Origin of the sequence: Pyruvatibacter sp. (assembly GCF_040219635.1) — a bacterium.
Taxonomy (GTDB): Bacteria; Pseudomonadota; Alphaproteobacteria; order CGMCC-115125; family CGMCC-115125; genus Pyruvatibacter.
This window is the reverse complement of sequence record NZ_JAVJSC010000004.1, coordinates 133,063-157,081: the sequence shown is the minus strand read 5'-3', so window position 1 is coordinate 157,081 and position 24,019 is coordinate 133,063. Positions and strand designations below refer to the sequence as shown.

Here is a 24,019-nt window from a genome sequence, read left to right as displayed (position 1 = left end):
GTCAGTTCCCCATCGGACGCGATGTGCCGGGAACAGACATCGGCCCGCGATTGACGAACTCGCTGGTGAACGCTGCCCGCCAGTCCAGATCCGCCGGGTAAATGCCGTTGGCCGACATCACCTCAAAAAACTCCCGCCAGCGGTCTTCGGTCATCGCCCCAATGCCCAGCGTCTTGGCGTCGCCCCCTGCCGCAAGTTGGTAGCTCAACATCTTGTCGCGTGCCTGCGCCAACACGTCGGCAGTCATCTCCGGGTTGTCCGCCAGAATGAGCGCATTCGCCGGGGCCGGGTCGCCATACAAATAGTCGTACCAGCCCTCGATAGTGCCATCCACAAACGCCTGAATAACCTCCGGGCTTTCCTCTATCCACGCATTGGGTGCCATCACCATGGTGGCGTAACCGGGGTACCCATTGTCAGCCAGCAGATAAACCTGCGGTGCAACGCCAAGTTCCTTTTCGATCAGATACGGCTCTGACGTCACATAGCCCTGCTGAATGGCCTGCGGGTCCACCAGAAACGGTGCCAGATTATATGTGTATTTGCGGATCTGCCGGTCGCTGAAGTCGTACTTTGCCTTCAGCCACACCCAGAATGCGGTAATCGTGGCATCCGCAATCATGATCGGCTTGTCTTTCATGTCGGCAAGTGACGACACATCATCGCGCGGATGCGTAATCAGCACCTGCGGGTCTTTTTGAAAAACAGCCATCACCGCGCGCGCTGGCACGCCTGCTTCCACCATACGCAGCGGAATGAAACTGTTGGAGCCCATGCCAAAATCCACAGCACCGCCAGCCATGAGTTGCGGTACGTTCACACCGGGGCCGCCGGGAAGAATGGCCACTTCAAGGCCGCGCTTGGTATAAAACCCGTTGGCCAACGCCTGATAGAAGCCCCCGTGCTCCGCCTGCGCCTTCCAGTCTGTGGCAAAGGTGATGCGCTGCATCCCGTCGTCGGACACAGTCTCCTGCGGGCTCGCAAGCCAGATCCCTGCGGCAAGCAGGGCTATGGCAACAAGCCCTGTGCCGATCAGTCCAATCCGTCCCATGCGGTATTCCTCATGTGCAGCAATGTATCCGGCCAGACGTGTTCCCGGCCTGCAAAGCGAATGGTCTGCAGTGAAATCTAGCATGGTGAAGGCGTGCTGCCACCCGGCGATGTCGGGTTAGCTGTCGCGCTTAGCCGTCCAGCTCAAGTGTCTCGCAGGTGGCAGTACGACGGATCGGGTCCAGTGCCAGATAGCTGTCGCGGTCCGTCACCAGCATCCGTATCAGCACAATACCCCTGTTGCTGGGCGCAAACGACACCGGCACGCCACTATGGCTACTCACCTCGTCGTCTTCGCGGCGGATAAGCAGCTCAAATGTATCGCCGGGCACCTGCTGGTCGTTGACCACAAAAAAATTGTCGGTGTTGTGCGCAAACGCCGACACAGACCAATAGGTTTCGGGCACCTGTGCGCGCACCAGCAATGGCCCTTCGCTCATGTCGAACAGGCAGATGGAATAGGCAAGATCAGGGCTTGGGCGCACGACCGTGCGGGCCGATGCGTCCGGCGGCGGTGTATGCAGGACGCGGGTTTGCGCACCTGCATCCGCCATGCGCATCATTGCAAGCGACATGATGGTGGGCGGAACCATCAGTACCGTGACGATATGCACAATGATGGCACAGATAAACGCTGCGGCAAGCCAAAGCGGCCAGGTTCTCATGGCGCGGCCCCGTTTTGTGTGTCTTTTGCGTCAACGTCAGTCGCGGCATCGGTCGGGGCGGGGGCAACAGCGTCCGGCCCCGTATCCGGTTCTGCTTTCGGTTCTTGCCCCGGTTCTTGTTGTGACCCTGCATCCGGAGGAGCCGGAGACTCCGTGCCCTGCATGATGGTCGCTGCATCCGCTTTGCACGCAACACGTCTGATCTCCGGCAGGCTCACCCCCGCAGGGTCAGTCACAATCTGCGGTGACGGATTATACAGCCGCAGGGTCAGCGAAAAGAAGTCATCGCGCGTCACCGGCAACCAGTTGCGCTCCTGCTCCGTGGCCGACACGTTGATGCGCCATTTCGAGATCGGCGCGAAACGAATGCCTAAAGACGCCACGTTGTAGGAATATTTTTCCGCCGCGTTGCGCATCAGGAAACTGTCGCTGCCATAGGCGGTAATGCTCCACCAGCGCGCGGCGAAGTTGCGCCCCGTCACCTCGTAGTCACAGGCACCGGACAGAGCACGGCCCTCGTCGTCTTCGGAGGCGTTGAAATAAATGGCCTCGGACTTGTTAAGGGCAAGCAGCCCCGTCAGCGCAATTTGCGCGCGCATATAGGGGCCCGACGCCTCTGAGCCGATGGCGGTGGAGGTGTACCAGGCTCCGTTCCTGATGCCGGTCGTCTCCATTACGCCCAGAATGCTCCACCATGCCGAGCCCGCACCCACGACGACTGCGAACACGAGGACGCCAAGAAGCTTCAGCACTGTGGGAACGCGAAACATGGTGGTGTGACCCTGCGAGCGTAAGGCATGGACGGCGGATGACCAGATTTATGCATGCCAGGCGCGCTACTGGCCAGCGCTGCATTGTGCCACGGTTAACTCAGTCATTGCGGCTTCTGAACACGCTGCGATCCATGCCGCGCGACCGGCTGGTTGTTGCAACCTCTGCCGCCGTCGGTGCCAGGGGCGCCGCAGATGACAGCGCCGATGCAAGCCGGTTGAGATAGATCCGCAACGCCGCACCGGCTGGCCCTGCTTCGACAACAGGCACCTCGGCTTCCTCGGATTCATTCTCCTGTTGCGATGGGTGCGGCATGACCCAATAGCGCTTGTAGATGCTGCGCAACGGCTTGTCCTCATGCGCGTTGGTCATGAAGGAGGCCCAAATCTGAGCAGGCAGCGTACCGCCATAGACGCGACCCATCTCGGCATTGTTGTCGTTGCCCAGCCACACGCCCGCTACCAGATCAGCCGTGTATCCCACAAACAAGGCATCACGATTGTCGTTGGTGGTGCCGGTCTTGCCGGCCGCCTCACGCGCACCCAGCGTTGCCTTTCTGCCGGTACCGATAGTAATCACCCGCTTCAGCATTGCCGTCATGGTGCGTGCGTCTGCTGTGGTTGTCAGCTTCTCATACAGCGGCACGGGCTTGGCCGCGTCACCCTCTGCCACACGCTCGCGCCCGTTGTTGTCTTCACGGTAGGGCGGCGGCATGGCACCAATGACTTTGCGCGCGCGTTCATAAAGTATTTTTCCGTCCACCGTGCGGATGCGCGCAATGCCGAACGCCTGCGCTGCATAGCCGCCGTTTGCATAGGGCACATACGCACCCGTCAGTTCAAACAGCTTCGTGCCCATGGCTCCCAGCGCCAGTGAAGGGTGCGCAGGCATGGGCGTTGTGATGCCGGATGCACGGGCAAAATCCGCCACGGTCTCGAACCCCACCTTGTCGGCGACCCGCACCGCGATGGTGTTCACCGACCACGCCACTGCATTGCGCATCTGCATCCAGCCGCTGTATTGAAGGTTGGCGTTGAGTGGCCGCCAGCCATCAATCGTGATCGGCCGGTCCACCACACCGGAATAGGGCGTGTAGCCATTCTGCAGGGCTGCCATATACACCAGTGGCTTGAACGCGGATCCGGGCTGGCGCACGGCCTGGGTTGCCCGATTGAACTGGCTCTCCAGATAGTCACGCCCGCCGACCATGGCCTTGACGGCACCGGTATGATCAAGCGCCACCAGCGCGCCCTGATCTATCTGCGCCCCGCGCGGCAAGTCATCGAGCGTTGTGTTCAACGCCTCCTCACCCATGCGCTGCAGGTCAGGATCGATGGTCGTTTCCACCACAAGCTCGCGCGGCGGACCTTCAATCCACATGGGCAACCGCGAGAACACCCAATCGACAAAATATGCCGCCCGCATGTCCTGTGCGCGCTCCTGGCGGGCAATCACGGCGGGTGTGGCACGGGCCAGTTCTATGTCGGCCAGCGGCAACACACCCGTATCCTCCAGCTTGTCGAGCACAAGTGCCGCCCGTTCCAGTGCCAGATCAAGGTCGTTCACCGGCGAAAGTTGCGCAGGGGCTTTGGGCAGTCCGGCAATCAGCGCTGCCTCGGACAACGTCAGATCACGCACACTTTTTGAAAAATAAACCCGCGACGCCGCCTCAACGCCATACGCCCCCGCGCCCAGATAAATCCGGTTGAGATACAGCTCCAGTATCTGGTCCTTGCTCAGGCGCTGCTCCAGCCAGAACGCAAGTGCCGCCTCCTGCGCCTTGCGGCCAAAGTCGCGCGACGGATCAAGATAAAGGTTGCGGGCCAGTTGCTGGGTTATCGTGCTGCCGCCTTCCACAATGCGGTTGGCCGCAAAGTTGGCGCGTGCGGCACGCAAGATGCCCAGCACATCCACGCCCCAGTGCCGGTAGAACCGGCGGTCTTCCATCGCCAGAACCGCCTCCACCAGATAGGACGGCATCTCCGCCAGCGGCACGGTCTCTTCCTGCCGGTAGCCGCGATGCGCCAGATGCGCACCATTGCTGTCCAGAAACGTGACATTCACATCCCCGTTGGCAATGCTGGAGATCGACCACGGGTCAAACTTGGCCGGCAGCCCCATGGCCAGCGGCAACATCATGATGACCAGCAGCGTGGCGACAGACGAAATGACCATGGTGCGAAACCCGCCACCCAGCCGACCGCTGCGCCTGGCATCCGCCGCCAGTGCATCCGCCGTGCGCGTCGGGTCCGGGCGCACGGCAGCCGTGCTCAGTCGCCCGCCCGCGTCCCGCGCAGCGCTGTTTCCTGGCGGCCGGTCATTAGGCGGCCATTCGCCCATGTCCTGATTGCCCGTGTCTTGGTCGTTGATCCCCATCGCCCCCAAAAGCCCTTGCGCCCGTTCCCGGATCGGGCAACACCCCTGCCTGCAGCATCGCCAGTAGCGTAGAATGAATCCCCGCACCGGCAAAGAACATCGCCCAGTTGAGGTAAACCCATGAACGCCCGTTCATCCACGCCGCACCGCCCGTTCTGGGAGCACAAGGCCCTGTCCGAAATGACCACGGACGAATGGGAAAGCCTGTGCGACGGCTGCGCCCGCTGCTGCCTCATCAAACTGGAAGACGAAGACACCGGCGAGATCGAAACCACCAACGTTGTCTGCCAGCTGCTGGACCAGCAGCTGTGCCAATGCACAGATTACGCAAATCGTACAAAACGTGTCCCAACCTGCATCAAGCTCACACCCGGCAATGTCGCCGCCATCAAGTGGATGCCCACCTCCTGCGCCTATCGCCGTCTGGCCGAGGGCAGGGGGCTGGCAAGCTGGCACCCTTTGGTTTCAGGCGATCCGCAAAGCGTTCACGCTGCTGGAATCTCCGTTCAGGGAAAAGTCGTCAGCGAAAAAGGCATCCCCGAAGACGAGCTGGAAGACTACCTGGCCATATGGGAAGACGGCGACGAATAGAAAATGTTCGTAATACGTAAAATAGTTCTGGACACCGAACCGCTCTTTAGGTAGGATACATCCACGCTCAAGAATTGGGTCAGGGCAGCACGCCCCACCCACTACCGAGACCTTCAACTCATCATGACAACGGCCCAAAGGCCGGGCCCGGACTGGCCCGGCATTGAACATGCCTATCGGGACAGTGATCTCAGCGTGGCTGAGCTCACGGCCCTGTTCGGCATCACCCAAAACCGTCTTTACACGCGCGCGCGCCAGCAAGGCTGGCCACCGCGCAGGCCCCGATTGCCGGTGCGCCATGAAGTGTATGAGGCGGGGGCCAAGTCGGATGATTTGTCGGTTGCCATGCTGTCGCGCCTCAGTGGCGCACTCGCCAAGCACATCAACGAACTTGAACGCGCCGTCCAAAGCCCGGACCGCACTGACGATGACCGCGAGCGCGAAGCCAAGGTGCTGGGCGCGCTGGCGCAGGTGCTCGACAAGCTGATGGCGCTCGCCACGCGGCTGGACGACCGCAACCCCGCCAAAAAGGAAACCGCTGCTGACCATGACCGCATCGTTGCAGCGATCGCTGAGCGGGTGGCTCGCCTCGGCAACGACCGAACAGCAGACGCACTTCTTTCAAAGCCTCACGCCCAGGGAGGCTGAGGCGCTCTATTATGCCTGGAATGTCTGGGCGCGCGACGACCAGTTGCCCCCGCCGACTGCTAAAAGCACTACTGAAACCGATTGGACAACCTGGCTGGTGCTGGGCGGACGCGGTGCTGGCAAAACCCGCGCCGGCGCAGAATGGGTGCGGGCGCAGGCGCGCCAGCCCATCCGCATTGCACTGATCGGCGAAACCCTGGCAGACGTGCGCGATGTGATGGTGGAAGGCCCCTCCGGCCTCATCGCCGTGGCGCCGCCTGCCGACAGACCAAAATGGATTGCCTCCAAACGCCGGGTCGAGTGGCCGTCTGGCGCACAGGCGCTGGCGTTTTCGTCTGAAGACCCCGAAGCCCTGCGAGGCCATCAGGCCCACGCGGCGTGGGGCGACGAGTTCGCCAAATGGCGCCACATGGAAGAGACCTGGGACATGCTGCAGTTTGGGTTGCGGCTGGGCGAGATGCCGCGTCAGGTGGTCACCACGACGCCGCGACCGGTGCGCGCGCTTAAACGAATGCTCAACGATCCCGCAACCCGCGTCAGCCGGGCGGCGACACGCGCCAATGCGGCCAACCTCGCACCGGGCTTTTTATCCGCCATCGTGCGCCGCTATGAAGGCACCCGCCTTGGCCGCCAGGAACTGGACGCAGAACTGCTTGAAGACAACCCGCGCGCCTTGTGGCAGCGCGACCAAATTGAGAAGGCCCGCGTCACGACACCACCGTCCCTGCGCCGCGTCGTTGTAGCTGTGGACCCGCCGGCCACATCCAGTCCGCATGCGGATGAATGCGGCATCGTGGTTGCTGCGCGTGGTGATGATGGCGCGGCCTACATTTTGGCAGACCGCTCCATGGGAGCCCTCAGCCCCGCACGCTGGGCGCGCCGCGTTGCCGACGCTTACAACACGTTTGAAGCAGACCGCATTGTTGCCGAAGCCAATCAGGGTGGTGAAATGGTAGAGGCCGTGATCCGCCAGGTGGACCACAGCCTGCCCGTTCGCCTCGTCCGCGCCACCCGCGGCAAAGCTGTGCGCGCTGAACCCGTAGCGGCGCTCTACGAACAAGGCCGTGTGCATCACGTGGGAATGCTCGCCCGCCTCGAAGACCAGTTATGTGAGTTTGACCCATCGACACCGGCTCAATCCGGGTCGCCCGACAGGCTCGATGCTCTCGTCTGGGCACTGACTGACCTCATGCTTGGCCCGCAAGGTGCGGAGCCAAGCATCCGCCGCCTCTAAAAAAGTGCCGCTGTCACTCTGGCTTGACCAGAGGGTCTAAGCCCCTCCCGACCAGAAAGCCCCTATGCCCCTTTTTCCCTGGCCCACTCGCCGGGCGCACACCCGCGCGCCTGAAACAAAAGCCTCACGCGCAGGCTCTGTTGTTGCCCTGCATCTGCAGGGCCGCCCGCGCTGGACACCGCGCGATTATGCAGCGCTTGCCCGCGAGGGGCTGGAGAAAAACCCCATCGTCTATCGCGCGGTGCGCCGGATCGCTGAAAGCGCGGCCTCCGTGCCGTTGCTGATGTATCAGGGCACCGCCGAGCTGGAGAGCCACCCGCTGCTCGACCTGCTGGCGCGACCGAACCCCATGGAAGAAGGAAGCGACGTGCGCTGCGCTTTCTTTGCGCATTTGCAGTCTGCCGGTAACGCCTACATGGAGGTGGTGGACGTTGAAGGGACGCCGCGAGAGCTGTATGCCCTGCGCCCCGACCGCATGAAAGTCGTGCCCGGTCCGCAAGGCTGGCCGGAAGCCTATGAGTATGCATCAGGTGGTGAGACCGTGACTTTCGCGTTGCCCGACGCAGGCCCTATGGCCGGCCCCGTCCTGCACCTCAAGCTGTTTCACCCAACGGATGACCACTACGGTATGAGCCCGCTTGAGGCGGCTGCTTTCGCCATCGACATTCACAATTCAGCCGGTGCCTGGAACAAGGCACTGCTTGATAACGCCGCCCGCCCCTCCGGCGCGCTCGTGTATGCAGGCACCGAAGGTGCGGAGCACCTGACCGACGAACAGTTCACCCGTCTCAAGGATGAGTTGGAGCAGAACTATCAGGGAACGGACAATGCAGGTCGCCCGCTGCTGTTGGAAGGTGGGCTGGATTGGAAAGCAATGTCACTCAGCCCCAAGGACATGGATTTCATCGAGGCCAAAAACGTCGCCGCGCGCGAAATAGCCCTGGCCTTCGGCATCCCGCCCATGTTGCTGGGCATTCCCGGTGACAACACCTATGCCAACTACGCCGAAGCCAACCGCGCGTTCTGGCGCGAAACCGTGCTGCCACTGGTCGCCCGCTACTGCCACGCCATGACCACCTGGCTGGCGCCGCGCTACGGCAACAACCTGCGCGTCTGGTACGACCCCGACGCCCTTGATGCTTTGAGCGCTGACCGTGACGCGCTGTGGAGCCGGGTAAGTGCGGCTGATTTTCTGAGTGATGACGAAAAACGTGTCGCAGTGGGGTATGGCGATGCAGCCAGCAGGTAACACGGTAGACAACGGCCATTGGCATCTCGACAAGCGCGTACCGATTGCGCTCATAGCGGCCATGACGATTCAAACCGCCGGCGCACTCATCTGGGCCGGTGCCGCCATGCAGCGCATAGATTATATGGAGCGTGAGCTTATTGCGATCTCTGGCGTTGGCGAGCGCACCGCACGCCTGGAAGAGCAAATGCGTTATCTGCGTCAGTCAGTAGACCGCATCGAGACGAAGCTTGATCGTTTGAGCGACAATTAAACGTACCTGTTCCTTATACAGAGCAATATATGACCCGACCGCTTTTCACCAAGCGTGCCGTTGCGCCTTTGCGCGCGGGCGTATCCTCGTCTGCGTATTCCGCCAACACCCCTGACGGCCGTTTCGCAGGCTACGCATCGCTGTTCAGCGAGGCAGATGATCAGGGCGACATTGTATCTCCCGGCGCGTTTTCAGCAGCGCTTGCCCGCCGGGCCACGTCGCGCATTGCACTGTTGTATCAGCACGATATGGCCCGCCCGGTCGGCACCTGGATGTCACTGCGCGAAGATGAGCGCGGGCTTTGGGCAGAGGGTCAGCTCGCCATGCAAAGCGCTGCAGGCCACGAGGCCCACGCGTTGCTCAAGGCTGGTGCCCTTACCGGGCTCTCCATCGGCTTTCATGCCGTGCGCGCCACACGTCGTCCGGGGGGAGGGAGGGTGTTGCACGAAATTGACCTGTGGGAAATCTCACTTGTGACATTTCCCATGCTTGAGGCCGCCCGCGTGAGTCACGTCAAGGCTGCACCCCAAACAGCATTCTCGCAAATGCAATCAACTGCACTGGCCCGCGCCATGCGCCGCGCCAGTGCAGCCCTCGCGTCCCCCGATTTAACCGGCAAAGGAGCCACAGACGCATGACGCTTGAAACCAAGGCGGCCCACACCGCCTCCCCCCATACCCTTGAACACAAGGCCGACACCACGCCGCCCGGATCATCTGCCTGGGATCCGCAGTCGTCTGAATTGCGTGATGCGTTCGGCGAGTTTCTGTCTGCCTTCGAGCAGTTCAAGGATGCCAACGACGAGCGCCTCGGCCAGATTGAAAAGCGCATGTCGTCGGATGTTGTGACCGCCGACAAAGTCGAGCGCATCAACACCGCCATGGACGAGCAAAAGCGCCGTATGGATGACATGACGCTTAAGGCCCGCCGCCCAGGCCGCAATGGCATTGCAGCAGGTGCGTTGACCCACACAGCCCTTGAGCACAAGCGCGCCTGGGACGGTTATATGCGCAACGGCGATGCGTTTGATCTGCGTGCCCTTGAAGTGAAGGCCCTGTCGCGCCAGTCAGACCCTGACGGCGGCTATCTTGTGCCGACGGAAACCGAAAACGAGATCGGCCGCGTGCTGTCTGAAGCCTCGCCCATTCGTGCCATTGCGGATGTTCGTCAGGTGTCAGGCTCGTCATTGAAAAAGCCCATTGCCACCACCGGCGCCATTGCCGGCTGGGTTGGTGAGCAGGAAACCCGCCCGGAGACGGCAGCCCCCGTGTTGTCTGAAATGGAGTTCCCCACCATGGAACTCTACGCCATGCCCGCCGCCACCCAGTCATTGCTGGATGACAGCGCTGTCAACATCGAAGACTGGCTGGCCTCCGAAGTGCAGATCGCGTTTGCGGAGCAGGAAGGCACAGCCTTTGTCACCGGCGATGGCGTGCGCAAGCCGCGCGGTTTCCTCGCCTATGACAGTGTGGCCGATGAAACCTGGAGCTGGGGCAAACTTGGTTACATGCCGACAGGTGCCAACGGTGCCTTTGCAACGTCCAACCCCAACGATGCACTGGTTGATCTGGTCTATGCGCTCAAGTCCGGCTACCGCGCTAATGCGCACTGGGTGATGAACCGCAATACCCAGGGTGAAATCCGCAAGTTCAAGGATGGCGACGGCAACTATCTGTGGCAGCCGGGCCTGGCTGCCGGTCAGCCTGCAACGCTGCTTAACTTTGCCATCACCGAAGCCGAAGACATGCCGGACATTGCGTCCGACGCCAACGCCATTGCCTTTGGCGACTTCCGCCGCGGCTACCTGGTGGTGGACCGGCTGGGCGTGCGCACCCTGCGCGACCCCTACACCCGCAAGCCCTACGTGATGTTCTACACCACCAAACGTGTCGGCGGCGGCGTGCAGAACTTCGAGGCCATCAAGCTGCTGAAGTTTGCAGCCTCCTGATTTCATTTTCCTCACTGACAAACAGGACACCAACACACATGCGCGACCTGCATAATCAGGTGGCGGTGCGGCACACGCTTGTGCCCGCTACCGTCACCGGCGACACAACCGGAACAACGGTGGATCGACGTGGCTTTGAAAGCGTGGAACACGCCGTCATTGCCGGACAGTCCGCCGACACGTTGTCGGCCTCTGTCAAAATCGACATCAAACTTGAACACTCTCACGACACATCAACGTGGGAGAGTGTTGAAACGTCAGACGTCATCGGTGCCGAAATCGCCACTGGCGGTATCTTCGCCACCATTGACGACGCCACTGAAGACGAACGCGTCTATCGCGTCGGCTATATCGGTGGGCGACGGTACTCCCGCGTTGTGGCTGACCTGACGGGCATCCACGCCAACGGCACGCCGCTGGCCGCCATTGCCCTGCTGTCCCACGCACACGCCAGGCCTGCTTAGCGTCCACACCCTTTCAAAAAGGAGGCGGCGCAATGGCGCTCCTGTTTACCAACCGCACGACAAACGGCACCAGCGCCGCCACCCACTGGCATGGCGGCGAGGGTACATTCTTTGCTCATGGTACGTTTGACGGCGGCACTGTCGTTCTTGAAGCTAGCTTTGACAACGGCACCAACTGGATAATTGTTGGGCCGGACGCAACGTTTACTGCGCCCGGCGCCGGCAATTTTCGCATTGGGCTGTGCAAACTGCGCGTGTCGCTGTCGGGTGCAACATCACCTGACGTGACCGCCGGCATTTAGGGTCGGCAGCAGTGACCGCTCACCCAACCACGCACGCACCCGCCCGGCACGCCACCAGTCCTGTCAGTCAGCCGCTTGCGGCGCGGCGTCGTGCCTGGTGGCCAACAGATGCGGTTCTGGCGTTTGATTTCAGCGCTGGCCTCTACATGGCGGGCGGCACAGCATATGCGGGGTTTACATCTGTACCCGGCATAACGGTTGACCGCGCAACACCTGCCTGGGCTCTGACACCGTTTGACATTCCGGTGGCGGCAGGGCCTCACCAGCCGTTGATCGTGCCATTGCGTGGCCTCATCCATGAGCCCGCGCGCACACGGCTTAACCCCCAGGCCATTGCCGCCTCGACGTTCGGCATTGGCGCCAATTCAACGGTCGCACCGGTCACGACCACGCTGCCGGACGGCTCAACCGGTACGGCCTACCGCATTCAGTTTCCCGCGATAGGCAACACCTTTGCCAACCTCACGACGGCGCTTTCGTCTGGGACGCACAGCCACCAGATATGGGTGCGCGACAATAGCGCAGGTATCTCACAGCAGTTTGCATTGGGCGCGGGAACCTGGCCGCAGGTGTATATCGCCACGCAGCAGTGGAAACGGTTTGCCGTTACCCAGCAGGCAACCGGCATCTCGGCCACCATCAGCAACGGCTTCGACACATTCGCAACCGATGTTCTGGTCGTGTGGCCGGACGTGCAGGCGGGTGCGATTGGGTCTCCCATCCTTGCACCCGGCGCAACAGCCACACGCGACGCGGCCGTTATTGAATTGACGTCGGTGAGCTCTCTGCCGGGTCTCACATTGGATCATTCATTCACCGCAACATTTGAAGATGGCTCAACAACCACGCTCACAGCATCCGGCGCGACGTTGACAATACCCGTCGCCGCCCAGCCCTATCGCTCGATCATCGGATAATCATGACCCTGCAGATCATCACGCAGCCCCTTGTCGAGCCGGTAACGCTTGCAGAGGCCAAGACACTCCTGCGCGTTGAAACCAGCGACGAAGATGCGCTGCTCACAACGCTTATCACAACCGCGCGCATGACCGTTGAGGCCAATACCGGGCGATCACTGGTAACGCGTACCCATGAAGAGACACGCGACAGGTGGCCGGCGTCACGCAGCCTTGTGCTGCCTGCACCGCCATTGCAAGCCGTGCAGTCTGTGATGCTGCTTGATTCCGAAGGCGGCGAGAAACTGTGGTCAGCCAATAACTACACTGTTGAAACAGTCGGGCCTGCACCACGCATTGTGCTGAAACCCGGCGTCACATGGCCCGCAGTAACCCGCCCCGCAGGCGGTATCCGCATTCGCTTTACGGCGGGCTACGGCGATGCAGCAACGGATGTGCCGCCGCCGCTCGGCCATGCGGTGTTGTTGCTCGTTGCCCATTGGTATGAAAACCGCCTGCCTGTCGTCATCAACGCGGCTGCGGCACAGGTGCCCGGCACGGTCAATGCGCTGGTGGCCAATTACCGCCTGGCTAGGCTCTAGCCGATGACGTCCGCAAGACCCTCTCACCCCGGCCATCTGCGTCACCGGCTGGTGCTTGAACACCCGGTTTTTGCCGCTGATGGCGGCGGCGGCAGCCAACGTAGCTGGCAGGTGGTCACAAGTTTCTGGGGCGCGCTCGCCCCTTTGTCACCTCGCCATGACGTTGACGCGGAACAGCCCGGCAGCGCGGTGCACTTTCGTGTGACCTGTCGGTATCGCACCGATATCAGACCCGGCCAGCGCCTGCGGTCAGGGTCTGATGTGCTGACAATCGACGCGGCAATTGATCCTGACGGCCAAAGACGCTGGCTGGAAATCCTGTGCCGGGAACATCAAACATGATCCGTGCCCGCGTCACCATAAAAGGCGAGACCGAGCTGCGCCGCCAGCTTGTGCGGCGTGCCCGCAAAACAGCAAGCGCCCTTAAGACAGAGGTTGCCGCTACCGCACAGGCTGTGCGCAGCACGGCGCAAGCGCACCTTGATAATGCGGCGGTGCGACCCGTTTCGCAGTCAGGCCGGCTGGCACGGTCGCTGACAGTTGTGCTGTTGGCCAATGGTCTTGTCGTCCGTGTCGGAAGTTTTCTGTCGTATGGCGCGCACCTGGAGTTTGGCACGCGCCATATGCGCGCGATGCCGTGGCTTGCGCCAGCACTTGATGCCCATCGGCACGGTTTCAAACAAAAAGTGAGGGCCATCGTGGCGAAAGTCATGGGAGCACGACAATCATGAGCGGCACACAAAGCTGGGCGCTGCAAAAGGCGGTGTTCTCAGCACTGACGGGTGACGCGCTGCTGCTCGCATTGCTGGGCGGCGCACATATACACGACCGCGTGCCCGCGGATGCCACATTGCCCTACGTCACGCTTGGCGACGGCGTGTGGCGCGACTGGAGCACAAGCACCGAAACAGGTGCAATGCATGACATGCGCCTGCACATCTGGGTGCGCGACGGCGGGCGTCGGCGTGTGCGCGATATTTCCGATGCACTGCATGCATGCCTGCATGACCAAAGCCTGTCGCTTGAAAGCGGCGTGCTCATCAATCTGCGATTTACCCAGGCGCAGATCCTGACAGACCCCGACGGCGAAACCTGGCACGGCATTGTCAGCTTCCGAGCCGTCACCGACGCCACCTAGTTGTCCTTACACAACACCGGAGAAAACACATGAGTGCCCAAAAGGGGAAAGACCTGCTGTTGAAACTCGACAGCGACGGCGCGGGAACATTTGTGACAGTTGCAGGCCTGCGATCGCGCGCCCTGTCGTTCAATGCTCAGACAGTGGATATTACCAACACCGATTCATCCGGTGCCTGGCGTGAACTGCTGGGCGAAGCAGGCATCAAGGCGGCTGCATTGAGCGGAGCCGGCGTGTTCAAGGATGCGGCATCAGACGCCACTGTGCGCGAATTGTTTTTCGCCGGCACCATACGTGATTGGCAGGTGGTTGTTCCTGACTTTGGCACCGTCGAAGGCGCCTTCCAGATTACCGGACTGGATTATGCGGGCGAACACGACGGCGAGATGACCTATGAGCTGACGCTTGCATCCGCCGGTGCGCTTGCCTTCTCGGTTGCGAGCTAGGGCATGGCAAACCGACATCGCGGAGAAATCAGCGCCGTTCTCAACGGCGAGCTCCATACACTTGTGTTGACGCTGGGCGCTCTGGCGGAACTGGAAGATGCATTCGGCGGTGAAGATATTTTGTCCGTCGCTGAAAAACTTCGCTCCGGTCGGCTGAGTGCGCGCCAGTGCGTTGCCATCATCGGGGCCGGGTTGCGTGGGGCAGGGCAGCAGATTGCCGACGACGACGTGGCGCGCATGACCACCGACGGTGGGGTGACGGGTTTTGTCCGCATCATTTCAGAACTTCTGACAGCCACCTTCAAGCCACCAGTGCAACAGCCCGCTCCAACCGGTCCGGTAGCAGGGCCGGGAAAGTAATCAGCGCTGTCAGCTTTCCCTGGCAGCGCGTGATGCAGACAGGCTTGGGCCTGGTCGCCCTTCCGCCCACACAGTTTTGGGCCATGACGCCGAGTGAACTCGTGCGCGCACTTGATGGCGCGACGGCACCCGTCACGGCCCGGCCCGCCGCGCCCTCCCCCCTGGCGCGGCGGGATCTTTTACAGCTCATGGAGGCCTGTCCCGACCAATGAATGAGATCGACGGTATTACTGTTAAGATCGCCGCGGACACCTCAGATCTGGTGTCTGGCCTGAACGAGATAAGCGGCATCGCGCAGGATGTTGGCGATACGCTTGGCAGCTCGCTAACCTCAGCTCTTGAGCAGGCAATTGTCAGCGGTGAATCCCTGTCTGATGTCTTGCGCAATATCGCTTTGGAGTTGTCGCGGTCAGCGCTTTCCGCCGCCATGAACCCGCTGCAGGACGCGGCATCGTCAGCACTGGGCAACGTGTTTGGTGGTCTGTTTGGCGCGGCCAACGGGGCGGTCGTGGCAGGCGGCCGACCAACTGCTTTTGCGCGTGGCGGTGTGGTTTCAGGCCCCACGGCTTTTCCCATGCGCAACGGCACCGGCCTGATGGGTGAAGCAGGCCCCGAAGCCATCATGCCTCTGACACGCGGCGCAGACGGCAAACTTGGCGTTGCCTCACAAGGCGGCGCGCACCCCATATCCGTGACCGTGAACATCACAACGCCGGACGCGCAGTCATTCCGCAAATCAGAAGCACAGATTGCCGGCGTGATGAGCCGTGCCCTGTCACGCGCCAACCGCAACGCCTGAGGACAGAACATGGCCTTTCACGAAGTCCGGTTTCCCACAGCCATTGCGTTTGGGTCGTCCGGTGGCCCTGAACGCCGCACGGAAATTGTCGAGCTCGCCAGCGGCCACGAGGAACGCAACACACCCTGGTCGCAATCACGCCGTCGGTTCAACGCAGGCTTCGGTGTGCGGTCCCGCGATGATCTGCACGAGGCGATTGCGTTCTTTGAAGCCCGCAAGGGCCGCCTGCATGGCTTCCGCTTCAAGGATCACAGCGACTTCAAGTCCTGCGCGCCGCAACAGCAGACAAGCGCCACGGATCAGAGGCTGGGGCAGGGAGACGGCGTCACCGATACGTTCCAGCTATCAAAAACCTATCTCAGCGGCGGCGAGACTTACGTGCGCACGATTCTTAAACCTGTCGTCACATCTGTGCATGTCGCAGTGGAGGGGAACGAAAAAACGCAGGGCTCTGAGTTCACGGTCGATGCTGCAACCGGCCAGATCACATTTGCATTCCTGAGCATTCCTGCCGAGGGCGAAACAGTGACGGCCGGTTTTGAATTTGACGTTCCCGTTCGCTTCGACACGGACTATCTGGATATTCGCATCAGTGACTTTGTGGCGGGTGACATTCCTTCCATTCCAATCGTCGAGGTGCGGCTGTGAAATCTCTGTCACCTGAGTTTCAGGCCCACCTTGATGGGGGCACCACAACCCTGTGCCATTGCTGGAAGCTGACCCGCAACGACGACACAGCCTTTGGCTTCACGGACCACGATGCAGACATCATGTTTGGCGGTGTGGTGTTCGAAGCCGTAGCGGGCATGAGCGCCAGCGCCATAGAAAGCTCGTCCGGGCTGGCCGTTGATAATCTTGATGTGGTCGGCGCATTGTCGTCAGACAGATTGTCGGAAGCCGATTTGGCAGCCGGCTTGTTTGACGATGCCGATGTCGAGATCTGGCGCGTGAACTGGGCTGACCCTCAACAGCGCGTGTTGATGCGTAAGGGAAATCTGGGGGAGGTATCGCGCGGACGTTCAGCGTTCCGTGCTGAAATACGCGGCCTGGCACATAAGCTGAACCAGCCCACGGGCCGTATCTATCAGTTCACCTGTGATGCGGTGTTGGGGGACGCCCGCTGCGGCGTCGATCTCTCCGGCTCATCCTTTCGCGGTACCGGCACAGTTGCCGCTGTCATCGATGGTCGCACGGTTGATGTAACCGGCCTTGACGCGTTCACCAGCGACTGGTTCGCCCGCGGCCTGCTGATCTTTTCTTCCGGCAGTAATACAGACATTCCCCTTGAGGTGCGTGGCCACATTCGCAGTGCAACAAATGCCACAATCGAGCTTTGGCAGAGTCCGCCCCAGAGCATGAACGTAGGCGATGCGTTTGTGGTGACGGCGGGCTGCGACAAGACCTTCACAACTTGTCGCGCACGTTTTGCCAATGGCGTCAATTTTCGCGGCTCCCCGCTGATGCCTGGCAACGACTTCGTCACAAGTTATCCACGCCGCGGCGACGGCCACACCGGCGGTTCGCTGCAGTAAGGACATACGCCCATGACACCACCCAACGCCGCCCGGGTGCTGGCGATTGCCACCTCATGGCTCGGCACGCCCTATCATCATCAGGCCAGCCGCAAAGGGGCAGGCACGGATTGCCTTGGTCTCATCCGTGGCATCTATCGCGAACTGTATGGCAGTGAACCCGAAGTCCCGCCCGCCTATACAGCGGATTGGGCGGAGGCAACACGAACCGAAACCCTGCACGATGCCGCCGCGCGTCATCTGCAGCCGGTCCCGCTTGGTGATGCTGCGCCGGGCGACGTGCTGCTGTTTCGCATGACACCAACAGCCCCTGCCAAGCACGCGGGCATTCTGGCCGCCGGCGACACAATGATTCACGCGTATGCCGGCCGTGAAGTCTGCCGGACGAGCCTTGGCCGCTGGTGGCACGCACGCCTTGCATTCGCCTTTCGCTGGCCACCTCACACTCACATTTCATAGCGGGCCGTCATGGCATCTCTTCTGCTTTCAACTGCCGGGGCTGCGGCGGGCAGTGCGCTGCTGCCATCAGGCATCTCGTTTCTGGGCGCGTCACTTTCAGGTGCTGCGATCGGCGGAGCCATTGGCTCAGGTCTTGGCTCGCTCATTGACCAGCAGCTTTTTGCGCCCGCCGGTCAACACACGCTGCTCCAATCAAGCCGCGAAGGCCCGCGCATGTCAGACCTTCAGGTCATGGCATCAAGCGAAGGCGCAGCTATTCCCCGCGCCTATGGCCGGGTGCGACTGTCCGGTCAACTCATCTGGGCAACCGACTTTGAAGAACAGGTTGTGGAAACCGTTCACGAGGCAACAGCCACAGCGTCCGGCGGCGGAGGCGGCAAGGGCGGTGGTGGGGGAGGGGCGGAACCAGCACAACCACCACCCGCACAACCACAATTGAATATCGCTACTTTGCCAATTTCGCGCTTGGCCTCTGCGAAGGCCCGATTACCCGCATCGGCCGTATCTGGGCCGACGGCAAGCTGCTTAACCTGAGCGGTATCACCTACCGGGTGCATACCGGAAGCGAAACACAGGTCGCCGACCCGCTGCTGGAAGCGGTGGAGGGCGCAGGCCGTGTACCTGGCTTTCGCGGGCTTGCGTATGTTGTGTTCGAACGCATGGCCCTGGCCCCGTTCGGCAACCGCCTGCCGCAGCTTCAGGTGGAGGTGTTTCGCGCGCTTAACGATGTTGAGGCAAAGATCAAGGCCGTTACCATCATTCCCGGTGCTACCGAGTTTGGCTATGACCCCGGCCCCATCACCAAGACATTTCCCGGCGGTGGCTCACAACCCGTTAACACCAACAATGCATTGGGCGGCACGGATTGGCAGGTCGCAATCGACCAGCTTCAGGACACCTGCCCCAACCTTGCGCGTGCTGGTCTGGTAGTAACGTGGTTCGGGGATGATCTGCAGGCAGGCTCATGCACTGTACGTCCCAAAACCGAGCGTGCCGACACACTCACCACACCGTCATCATGGGCCGTCGCTGGGTTAACCCGCGCAACCGCATTGCCCGTCAGCACGGTTGAGAATCGCCCGGCCTTTGGCGGCACGCCGTCCGATGCAAGCGTTGTGTCAGCCCTCACAGACCTTGCCGCGCGTGGTATCGCCGTCACGTTTTTTCCGTTCATCATGATGGACATCGTGCCGGGCAACACGCTGGTTGATCCGTACACGGGCATTCAGGGCCAGTCCGCCTATCCGTGGCGCGGCCGCATCACTGTGTCGCCGGCACCCGGTGTCAGCGGTTCGCCGGATAAAACGTCTGCCGCGACAACTCAGATTGATGCTTTTTTCGGAACCGCGACCGTAGCAGACTTTCAGGTGTCCGGAACAACCGTGACCTACACCGGCCCTGAGGAATGGTCCTACCGGCGACAGGTGCTGCACTACGCACATTTGTGCAAGGCGGCAGGCGGTGTTTCAGCTTTTCTCATCGGTACGGAGTTGCGTGGTCTTACATGGTCGCGGGATAATCTTGGATACCCCGCAGTCTCCGCCCTTGTGCAGCTTGCCGCAGACGTACGCACCGTTCTGGGCAGCACCACGGACATTACCTACGCCGCCGATTGGTCAGAGTATTTTGGCCACCACCCGCAGGACGGATCCGGTGACGTGACGTTTCATCTGGACCCTTTGTGGGCCTCACCCAACATAGATGCCGTTGGCATTGACAACTACATGCCCCTGTCAGACTGGCGCAATGGCCAGTCCCATGCGGATGCGTTGGCAGGCGCTCCTGCAATTCATGACCTTGAGTACCTCAAAGGCAACATCGCGGGCGCTGAGGGATATGACTGGTTTTACGCAAGCGACGCGGACCGGCACACACAAACCCGCTCTCCGATCACCGATGGTGCTGCAGGCAAGCCATGGGTGTTTCGCTACAAGGATCTGGTCAACTGGTGGTCAAATGCGCACGTCAACCGTGTTGCGGGTGTTGAGAGCAGCAGTGCCACGGCATGGCAGCCAGCCTCAAAACCCATCTGGTTTACTGAAATCGGTTGCCCCGCTGTGGACCGTGGCACCAACCAGCCAAATGTTTTTTTCGACCCGAAGTCAGCAGAAAGCAAGCTGCCGCATTTCTCACGAGGGCAGCGCGATGATGTCATTCAGCGGCAATATCTGCTGGCCCACCATGCGCATTGGACGCCAGGTACGGAAGGGTTTGCGGACGCGAACAATCCCGTCTCTCCTGTATATGCCGGGCGCATGGTTGATCCCGACGCCATGCATGTATGGACCTGGGACGCACGGCCTTATCCCGCTTTTCCTCAAAACGCCCGCCTGTGGTCAGACGGCGCGAACTGGCGGCTTGGTCATTGGCTGACTGGTCGCCTGGGCGCTGTGCCGCTGGGCCGTCTGGTCGCACAACTGATGATCGAACAGGGATTTACAGCTTTATGATGTCAGCGGCTTGTCCGGCATTGTCGAAGGCTTTGTGATTGACCGCGCCATGGATGTGCGGGCAGCTCTTGGCCCTCTCATGCAGGCCTATTTTTTTGAGGCTGTCGAGAGTGAGGGCGTTATTCGGTTTGCCCATCGCGGCGCGCAGGTAAGCGCCCTTGTCGATGACAGCCACATGGCAGTGCCACAGGGCAGCGCTGCTTCGTCCGTGGAAATTACGCGGGCGCAGGAAACTGATCTGCCAACCACAAGCAAGCTGACCTACATAGAAGCAAATGCCGACTACAGGCAGGCGGCCATTGATGCGCGCCGTCATGTATCGCGGTCGGATCGCGTGACGGGAACAGCCCTGCCACTGGTGCTGCGTCACGAAGACGCCGTGCGTATTGCCGAAACCGGTCTGCAGGATGCCTGGGTTGCCCGTGAGCAGGCACGCTTTTCTTTGCCGCCATCCCAGCTTGCGCTTGATCCCGGCGATGTCATTCGCATTGATGCCAACGGGCGGGCCTATACCGTGCGCCTGCTTCGTCTCGCCGATGGTCTGTCGCGTGACGCTGACGCGGTTGCGACGGAGCCGGGCATATTCGGTGCATTGGCAGCACCTTCCCGCGACACCCTGCCTGTTACTCCTCCGGTATTCGGAGCGATTGATCTTGTGTTTCTTGATCTGCCTTTGCTGTGTGGTGACGAAGCACCCCATGCCCCGCAAATGGCAGCGCTCGCGTCTCCCTGGCCCGGCAGCGTCTCTGTCTATCGGTCTGCTGGTGATGATGGGTTTGTGCTGGATAGCGCCGTGTCTGCGCCCGCGGTCATGGGTGAAACTGAATGGGATCTGTATCCTGGCCCCTCCAACAGGTGGGATCGGGGTAATAAGGTCCGGGTACGGATGTTTAACGGTGAACTTGAAAGCGCCAGTGCGCTTGCTGTGCTTGGCGGCGCCAATGTCGCCGCCGTCGGCACACAGGCGCAGGGCTTTGAGGTCATTCAGTTCCAGACGGCAGAACTGGTCGCACCAGATACATATGACGTCTCATTGATGCTGCGCGGGCAGGCGGGCACTGAAATGCAAATCGCCAACCCACTTTCTGCGGGCAGCCGTTTTGTATTGCTGACAGGTGCCTTGCGCCAGGTAGGGCTATCGGCTGGCGAGCGTGGTTTTCCTTTCAACTGGCGCTACGGACCTTCCCCTCTCGACATGTCCTCGCCTTCATATACCACGCAGCAATCTTCGTTTGCAGGTGTCGGCCTGCGCCCCCTCAGCCCCGCCCATGTGCGCGCGACCCGCAGCGCAAATGGCGATGTGCAGGTTACGTGGAAGCGGCGCACGCGCATCAACGGTGACGCATGGGAGCAGCTTGATGTGCCGCTGGGCGAAGATGAAGAGCGCTATGAACTCGATGTGATCAACGGCGGGCTCGCCGTGCGCACATTGTCGTCGGTAACGCCAACCGCAGTTTATCCGCAGGCGGACCAGATAGCAGACTTCGGGGCAATGCCCGCTTCTCTCACCATCGACGTCTTCCAGATCAGCGCGAGCTTTGGCCGCGGCACACCACGAAGGATCACCCTTTATGTCTGAGACCACCAATCTGCAATTGCCCATGCTTGAGGCAGCTCAGGCGCAAAAACACGTCACGCTGAATGAATCCCTGCAGGCGTTAGACCTGCTGGTGCAGCTATCAGTAGCCGACCGCATGTCAGCCGCACCGCCCGCATCTCCTGCTGATGGCACGCGATATATTGTGCCCCAAGGCGCAACAGGGGCATGGGCCGGGCAAGACAACAAACTTGCAGCCTTTCAGGATGGCGTGTGGGTTTTCCACACCCCGCGCGATGGATGGCGCGCTTTTGTGGCAGCCGAAGGTCGAACGCTCACTTACGCGAATAGCCAATGGCGCGAACCTGAGATTATGGATGCCTTTGGCGCGGGCATGGTTGCCAGGGTCATTTCTGAAGAACACACGCTTGCCACAGCATCAGCCTCGGATACTGCGCTCGTTATTCCACAACAGTCCATTCTCATGGGCGTCACGTGCCTGGTGTCGCAGGAAATAACCGGTGCGACCGCATTTGATGTGGGTATTGCAGGCGATGTGCAACGCTTTGGAACCGGCATCGGGCCAGCACTCAATGCACAGCTTAACGCGGCCATGACGCCCACGCCCTATGCGGCCGACACGACAATCCGTTTTACGGCAACAGGCGGTCCGTTCACTGCCGGGGCCGTGCGCGTAGCGGCGCACGTCATTGAGTTGCGTATTCCCGACTTTATCTAGGAGCATTGAAATATGCTGTCTGCACTTCTGTCGTTTCTCGGTGGCCCTGTCGCCAGCATCATCGACAAAGCGGTTCCCGACAAAGAGATGGCCGCAAAGCTCAAGCATGAGCTTCAGATGGCGGCGCTCTCAAACGATACCGAGCTGACGCGCGCTGCCGGCGCCATCATCAAGGCTGAGGCACAAAGCGAGCATCCGCTGACGGCCCAGTGGCGACCGATACTGATGTTGTCGATCACCGCTATTTTGGTGAACAACTATTTGCTGGCTCCTTATGCCCAGCTTTTGTTTGGCGTTTCCGTGACGCTCGACCTGCCAGCGCCGATGTGGAACCTGCTGACTGTCGGCGTCGGCGGATATGTGATGGGACGCTCCGCCGAAAAGACCATGCAGCATTGGCGCGGCAGCAGCGGCGGGCCGCACTGAGGTATTGCCGTGCGAATACCGTCCGACCGGGCAGCTGACCGCCCCATACAAAACCGCCCAGCAATCTCACAGTGCATTTTTCATGCTGTTGAAATCAGATTGGTGTTGATGCGGCAGCAAAGGTTCATATAGGATTAAAATCCTAGAACGGATGGGCGGTCACTGCCACTACCGGGTTCGAGCAACAAAAAGGAAGCGGTTTTAGTGGTGTCGTCTGCCCCCTCCCATCTTGAAGCACCGACGATGTGTGAAATCCTTGCTGCGAGTTCTCTTGCGGTTCAAATGGCAGGCTGTGGCCCCGCGCTTGCTTTTGTTGCCATTGCACAGATGCTCCACAACCGTCGAAAAGCAGCCCTTGCTCACAAGCATACACTTGGGTCCGAACATCCAAGCTACGGCGACGGCAGTCTGGCTGGTGCGTGTGGCAGCACGCGCAAAAATCTGTCAGCGCACAGCAAGACTCTGTCCCGCGCGCACCTGCGTGCCATTGCAAGTGTGTGCCGCGTCGCAGCGGGGGAGGAGGCTGACCCCACATGCGGTGCTACCCTGTGCCACCGCCACGATGAGGCACCACCCTGGTCACAGCAGGCCATTGCAACAGCGCTTATTGGTGACCTCATTTTTTATGTGTCGGCCGAACAAGTCCAACGCTAGAAATTGCATTGTGTTTCGACACTTGGCTTTGCGTTTTCTTAAGGCACCATCTGCATACTGCAGATACTTCAATATTCTTTGTCATGGGTTCCTGTGTCGGGAGTGAAGTGTCTGAAGTAAAGGCCCGCATGTTTCGGGTCTGAGTGTGGAATGTGCCCAATGTCCAAGCGAATGATGTTTTTCCCGCCCAAGCGTCGCGGTCCCAGTGCGTCCACTGTGATGGCCGGGTTGATGCTGGCATCCATTACCGGTGTGGCCTTTGCCGCCGGGCTGCATGTCGGTGTGACATACAGCGTGCCCCACGATACGCCGCGGGCCATTGTGTCCGCAGCATCACTTGCGGGCAGCGACTAACCCCCCTTTTTTGATATTCCTAAAACGTGTTGATGGCCTGTTGACCGCAGCCCCGGCACCCCCCACCATCCGCCCG

General features: G+C 60.9%; 32 protein-coding genes. 28 read left to right on the top strand and 4 right to left on the bottom strand.

Features of this window, described 5'->3' with window-relative positions:
• Position 1: 1 nt before the first annotated feature.
• The 4 genes from RIB87_RS09500 to RIB87_RS09485 all read right to left on the bottom strand — a co-directional run bounded on the left by RIB87_RS09500 (position 2) and on the right by RIB87_RS09485 (position 4,862).
• Positions 2 to 1,051 (bottom strand): ABC transporter substrate-binding protein, encoded by a 1,050-nt coding sequence (locus RIB87_RS09500; protein ID WP_350145927.1) that lies wholly within the window; start codon positions 1,049 to 1,051, stop codon positions 2 to 4.
• A gap of 130 nt (positions 1,052 to 1,181) precedes the next feature.
• Positions 1,182 to 1,715 carry a DUF1254 domain-containing protein gene (locus RIB87_RS09495; protein ID WP_350145925.1) on the bottom strand — a complete coding sequence of 178 codons (534 nt, stop codon included), beginning with the start codon at positions 1,713 to 1,715 and terminating at the stop codon, positions 1,182 to 1,184.
• Positions 1,712 to 2,485 (bottom strand): DUF1214 domain-containing protein, encoded by a 774-nt coding sequence (locus RIB87_RS09490; protein WP_350145923.1) that lies wholly within the window; start codon positions 2,483 to 2,485, stop codon positions 1,712 to 1,714. Before RIB87_RS09490 ends, RIB87_RS09495 begins: the two co-directional genes overlap by 4 nt.
• A gap of 100 nt (positions 2,486 to 2,585) precedes the next feature.
• A complete protein-coding gene (locus RIB87_RS09485; RefSeq protein ID WP_350145921.1) occupies positions 2,586 to 4,862 on the bottom strand; it encodes a transglycosylase domain-containing protein in 2,277 nt (758 codons plus the stop codon).
• Between the two features lie 120 nt (positions 4,863 to 4,982).
• Here RIB87_RS09485 and RIB87_RS09480 point away from each other — a divergent pair, with 120 nt between their 5' ends.
• From RIB87_RS09480 to RIB87_RS09345, 28 genes are all read left to right on the top strand, one after another.
• Positions 4,983 to 5,453, top strand: a complete 471-nt coding sequence (locus RIB87_RS09480) for a YcgN family cysteine cluster protein (RefSeq protein ID WP_350145919.1) — start codon at positions 4,983 to 4,985, stop codon at positions 5,451 to 5,453.
• 123 nt (positions 5,454 to 5,576) lie between these two features.
• A complete protein-coding gene (locus RIB87_RS09475) occupies positions 5,577 to 6,101 on the top strand; it encodes a hypothetical protein (protein WP_350145917.1) in 525 nt (174 codons plus the stop codon).
• A complete protein-coding gene (locus RIB87_RS09470) occupies positions 6,001 to 7,335 on the top strand; it encodes a DNA-packaging protein (protein WP_350145915.1) in 1,335 nt (444 codons plus the stop codon). Before RIB87_RS09475 ends, RIB87_RS09470 begins: the two co-directional genes overlap by 101 nt.
• A gap of 64 nt (positions 7,336 to 7,399) precedes the next feature.
• Positions 7,400 to 8,584 carry a phage portal protein gene (locus RIB87_RS09465; RefSeq protein WP_350145913.1) on the top strand — a complete coding sequence of 395 codons (1,185 nt, stop codon included), beginning with the start codon at positions 7,400 to 7,402 and terminating at the stop codon, positions 8,582 to 8,584.
• Positions 8,562 to 8,837 (top strand): hypothetical protein, encoded by a 276-nt coding sequence (locus RIB87_RS09460; RefSeq protein ID WP_350145911.1) that lies wholly within the window; start codon positions 8,562 to 8,564, stop codon positions 8,835 to 8,837. Before RIB87_RS09465 ends, RIB87_RS09460 begins: the two co-directional genes overlap by 23 nt.
• A 29-nt stretch (positions 8,838 to 8,866) precedes the next feature.
• Positions 8,867 to 9,475: an HK97 family phage prohead protease gene (locus RIB87_RS09455; protein WP_350145909.1), complete on the top strand. Its 609-nt coding sequence runs from the start codon at positions 8,867 to 8,869 to the stop codon at positions 9,473 to 9,475.
• The gene (locus RIB87_RS09450; protein WP_350145907.1) at positions 9,472 to 10,785 is read left to right on the top strand and encodes a phage major capsid protein; all 1,314 of its coding nucleotides are present in this window, start codon (positions 9,472 to 9,474) and stop codon (positions 10,783 to 10,785) included. The genes RIB87_RS09455 and RIB87_RS09450 overlap by 4 nt, the downstream gene beginning before the upstream one ends.
• Before the next feature lie 38 nt (positions 10,786 to 10,823).
• Complete coding sequence (locus RIB87_RS09445) at positions 10,824 to 11,249, top strand: hypothetical protein (protein WP_350145905.1); 426 nt, start codon at positions 10,824 to 10,826, stop codon at positions 11,247 to 11,249.
• A gap of 32 nt (positions 11,250 to 11,281) precedes the next feature.
• Positions 11,282 to 11,551, top strand: a complete 270-nt coding sequence (locus tag RIB87_RS09440; protein ID WP_350145903.1) for a hypothetical protein — start codon at positions 11,282 to 11,284, stop codon at positions 11,549 to 11,551.
• Between the two features lie 11 nt (positions 11,552 to 11,562).
• Complete coding sequence (locus tag RIB87_RS09435) at positions 11,563 to 12,468, top strand: hypothetical protein (protein WP_350145901.1); 906 nt, start codon at positions 11,563 to 11,565, stop codon at positions 12,466 to 12,468.
• Positions 12,469 to 12,470: 2 nt separating this feature from the next.
• Complete coding sequence (locus RIB87_RS09430) at positions 12,471 to 13,049, top strand: head-tail connector protein (protein ID WP_350145899.1); 579 nt, start codon at positions 12,471 to 12,473, stop codon at positions 13,047 to 13,049.
• A 3-nt stretch (positions 13,050 to 13,052) separates the two neighbouring features.
• The gene (locus RIB87_RS09425; protein ID WP_350145897.1) at positions 13,053 to 13,391 is read left to right on the top strand and encodes a phage head closure protein; all 339 of its coding nucleotides are present in this window, start codon (positions 13,053 to 13,055) and stop codon (positions 13,389 to 13,391) included.
• Positions 13,388 to 13,780, top strand: a complete 393-nt coding sequence (locus RIB87_RS09420) for an HK97 gp10 family phage protein (protein ID WP_350145895.1) — start codon at positions 13,388 to 13,390, stop codon at positions 13,778 to 13,780. Before RIB87_RS09425 ends, RIB87_RS09420 begins: the two co-directional genes overlap by 4 nt.
• Entirely contained in the window at positions 13,777 to 14,187 is a 411-nt protein-coding gene (locus RIB87_RS09415) for a DUF3168 domain-containing protein (RefSeq protein WP_350145893.1), read from the top strand. The genes RIB87_RS09420 and RIB87_RS09415 overlap by 4 nt, the downstream gene beginning before the upstream one ends.
• 29 nt (positions 14,188 to 14,216) lie before the next feature.
• On the top strand, positions 14,217 to 14,633 hold the full coding sequence (locus RIB87_RS09410) for a phage major tail protein, TP901-1 family (protein ID WP_350145891.1): 417 nt from the start codon (positions 14,217 to 14,219) through the stop codon (positions 14,631 to 14,633).
• 3 nt (positions 14,634 to 14,636) lie between these two features.
• Entirely contained in the window at positions 14,637 to 14,993 is a 357-nt protein-coding gene (locus RIB87_RS09405) for a gene transfer agent family protein (protein WP_350145889.1), read from the top strand.
• Between the two features lie 32 nt (positions 14,994 to 15,025).
• Positions 15,026 to 15,205 (top strand): phage tail assembly chaperone, encoded by a 180-nt coding sequence (locus RIB87_RS09400; RefSeq protein WP_350145887.1) that lies wholly within the window; start codon positions 15,026 to 15,028, stop codon positions 15,203 to 15,205.
• The gene (locus RIB87_RS09395; protein WP_350145885.1) at positions 15,202 to 15,792 is read left to right on the top strand and encodes a phage tail tape measure protein; all 591 of its coding nucleotides are present in this window, start codon (positions 15,202 to 15,204) and stop codon (positions 15,790 to 15,792) included. The genes RIB87_RS09400 and RIB87_RS09395 overlap by 4 nt, the downstream gene beginning before the upstream one ends.
• 9 nt (positions 15,793 to 15,801) lie before the next feature.
• Positions 15,802 to 16,440, top strand: coding sequence for a phage distal tail protein, Rcc01695 family (locus RIB87_RS09390; RefSeq protein ID WP_350145883.1), 639 nt, complete (start codon positions 15,802 to 15,804; stop codon positions 16,438 to 16,440).
• Positions 16,437 to 17,324 carry a phage/gene transfer agent baseplate hub protein gene (locus RIB87_RS09385; RefSeq protein ID WP_350145881.1) on the top strand — a complete coding sequence of 296 codons (888 nt, stop codon included), beginning with the start codon at positions 16,437 to 16,439 and terminating at the stop codon, positions 17,322 to 17,324. Before RIB87_RS09390 ends, RIB87_RS09385 begins: the two co-directional genes overlap by 4 nt.
• Before the next feature lie 12 nt (positions 17,325 to 17,336).
• On the top strand, positions 17,337 to 17,783 hold the full coding sequence (locus RIB87_RS09380; RefSeq protein ID WP_350145879.1) for an NlpC/P60 family protein: 447 nt from the start codon (positions 17,337 to 17,339) through the stop codon (positions 17,781 to 17,783).
• Positions 17,784 to 17,792: 9 nt separating this feature from the next.
• Entirely contained in the window at positions 17,793 to 18,317 is a 525-nt protein-coding gene (locus RIB87_RS09375; RefSeq protein WP_350145877.1) for a hypothetical protein, read from the top strand.
• On the top strand, positions 18,218 to 20,233 hold the full coding sequence (locus tag RIB87_RS09370) for a baseplate multidomain protein megatron (RefSeq protein WP_502943240.1): 2,016 nt from the start codon (positions 18,218 to 18,220) through the stop codon (positions 20,231 to 20,233). The genes RIB87_RS09375 and RIB87_RS09370 overlap by 100 nt, the downstream gene beginning before the upstream one ends.
• Positions 20,234 to 20,243: 10 nt before the next feature.
• Complete coding sequence (locus tag RIB87_RS09365; protein ID WP_350145873.1) at positions 20,244 to 21,812, top strand: phage tail protein; 1,569 nt, start codon at positions 20,244 to 20,246, stop codon at positions 21,810 to 21,812.
• Entirely contained in the window at positions 21,805 to 22,509 is a 705-nt protein-coding gene (locus RIB87_RS09360) for a DUF2793 domain-containing protein (protein ID WP_350145870.1), read from the top strand. The genes RIB87_RS09365 and RIB87_RS09360 overlap by 8 nt, the downstream gene beginning before the upstream one ends.
• A 12-nt stretch (positions 22,510 to 22,521) precedes the next feature.
• Entirely contained in the window at positions 22,522 to 22,935 is a 414-nt protein-coding gene (locus RIB87_RS09355) for a 3TM-type holin (protein ID WP_350145868.1), read from the top strand.
• Positions 22,936 to 23,142: 207 nt separating this feature from the next.
• Positions 23,143 to 23,589: a hypothetical protein gene (locus tag RIB87_RS09350; protein ID WP_350145866.1), complete on the top strand. Its 447-nt coding sequence runs from the start codon at positions 23,143 to 23,145 to the stop codon at positions 23,587 to 23,589.
• Between the two features lie 159 nt (positions 23,590 to 23,748).
• On the top strand, positions 23,749 to 23,943 hold the full coding sequence (locus RIB87_RS09345; RefSeq protein WP_350145864.1) for a hypothetical protein: 195 nt from the start codon (positions 23,749 to 23,751) through the stop codon (positions 23,941 to 23,943).
• The last annotated feature ends 76 nt before the right edge of the window (positions 23,944 to 24,019 follow it).

Coding starts and splice junctions, on each gene's coding strand:
- RIB87_RS09490 (WP_350145923.1), bottom strand. CDS start 2,485: ATGTTTCGCGTTCCCACAGTGCTGAAGCTTCTTGGCGTCCTCGTGTTC.
- RIB87_RS09400 (WP_350145887.1), top strand. CDS start 15,026: ATGCAGACAGGCTTGGGCCTGGTCGCCCTTCCGCCCACACAGTTTTGG.
- RIB87_RS09455 (WP_350145909.1), top strand. CDS start 8,867: ATGACCCGACCGCTTTTCACCAAGCGTGCCGTTGCGCCTTTGCGCGCG.
- RIB87_RS09440 (WP_350145903.1), top strand. CDS start 11,282: ATGGCGCTCCTGTTTACCAACCGCACGACAAACGGCACCAGCGCCGCC.
- RIB87_RS09345 (WP_350145864.1), top strand. CDS start 23,749: ATGTCCAAGCGAATGATGTTTTTCCCGCCCAAGCGTCGCGGTCCCAGT.
- RIB87_RS09480 (WP_350145919.1), top strand. CDS start 4,983: ATGAACGCCCGTTCATCCACGCCGCACCGCCCGTTCTGGGAGCACAAG.
- RIB87_RS09425 (WP_350145897.1), top strand. CDS start 13,053: ATGACGTCCGCAAGACCCTCTCACCCCGGCCATCTGCGTCACCGGCTG.
- RIB87_RS09470 (WP_350145915.1), top strand. CDS start 6,001: ATGACCGCATCGTTGCAGCGATCGCTGAGCGGGTGGCTCGCCTCGGCA.
- RIB87_RS09360 (WP_350145870.1), top strand. CDS start 21,805: ATGTCTGAGACCACCAATCTGCAATTGCCCATGCTTGAGGCAGCTCAG.
- RIB87_RS09395 (WP_350145885.1), top strand. CDS start 15,202: ATGAATGAGATCGACGGTATTACTGTTAAGATCGCCGCGGACACCTCA.
- RIB87_RS09430 (WP_350145899.1), top strand. CDS start 12,471: ATGACCCTGCAGATCATCACGCAGCCCCTTGTCGAGCCGGTAACGCTT.
- RIB87_RS09410 (WP_350145891.1), top strand. CDS start 14,217: ATGAGTGCCCAAAAGGGGAAAGACCTGCTGTTGAAACTCGACAGCGAC.
- RIB87_RS09420 (WP_350145895.1), top strand. CDS start 13,388: ATGATCCGTGCCCGCGTCACCATAAAAGGCGAGACCGAGCTGCGCCGC.
- RIB87_RS09445 (WP_350145905.1), top strand. CDS start 10,824: ATGCGCGACCTGCATAATCAGGTGGCGGTGCGGCACACGCTTGTGCCC.
- RIB87_RS09460 (WP_350145911.1), top strand. CDS start 8,562: ATGGCGATGCAGCCAGCAGGTAACACGGTAGACAACGGCCATTGGCAT.
- RIB87_RS09495 (WP_350145925.1), bottom strand. CDS start 1,715: ATGAGAACCTGGCCGCTTTGGCTTGCCGCAGCGTTTATCTGTGCCATC.
- RIB87_RS09390 (WP_350145883.1), top strand. CDS start 15,802: ATGGCCTTTCACGAAGTCCGGTTTCCCACAGCCATTGCGTTTGGGTCG.
- RIB87_RS09465 (WP_350145913.1), top strand. CDS start 7,400: ATGCCCCTTTTTCCCTGGCCCACTCGCCGGGCGCACACCCGCGCGCCT.
- RIB87_RS09415 (WP_350145893.1), top strand. CDS start 13,777: ATGAGCGGCACACAAAGCTGGGCGCTGCAAAAGGCGGTGTTCTCAGCA.
- RIB87_RS09380 (WP_350145879.1), top strand. CDS start 17,337: ATGACACCACCCAACGCCGCCCGGGTGCTGGCGATTGCCACCTCATGG.
- RIB87_RS09355 (WP_350145868.1), top strand. CDS start 22,522: ATGCTGTCTGCACTTCTGTCGTTTCTCGGTGGCCCTGTCGCCAGCATC.
- RIB87_RS09485 (WP_350145921.1), bottom strand. CDS start 4,862: ATGGGGATCAACGACCAAGACACGGGCAATCAGGACATGGGCGAATGG.
- RIB87_RS09450 (WP_350145907.1), top strand. CDS start 9,472: ATGACGCTTGAAACCAAGGCGGCCCACACCGCCTCCCCCCATACCCTT.
- RIB87_RS09475 (WP_350145917.1), top strand. CDS start 5,577: ATGACAACGGCCCAAAGGCCGGGCCCGGACTGGCCCGGCATTGAACAT.
- RIB87_RS09405 (WP_350145889.1), top strand. CDS start 14,637: ATGGCAAACCGACATCGCGGAGAAATCAGCGCCGTTCTCAACGGCGAG.
- RIB87_RS09500 (WP_350145927.1), bottom strand. CDS start 1,051: ATGGGACGGATTGGACTGATCGGCACAGGGCTTGTTGCCATAGCCCTG.
- RIB87_RS09375 (WP_350145877.1), top strand. CDS start 17,793: ATGGCATCTCTTCTGCTTTCAACTGCCGGGGCTGCGGCGGGCAGTGCG.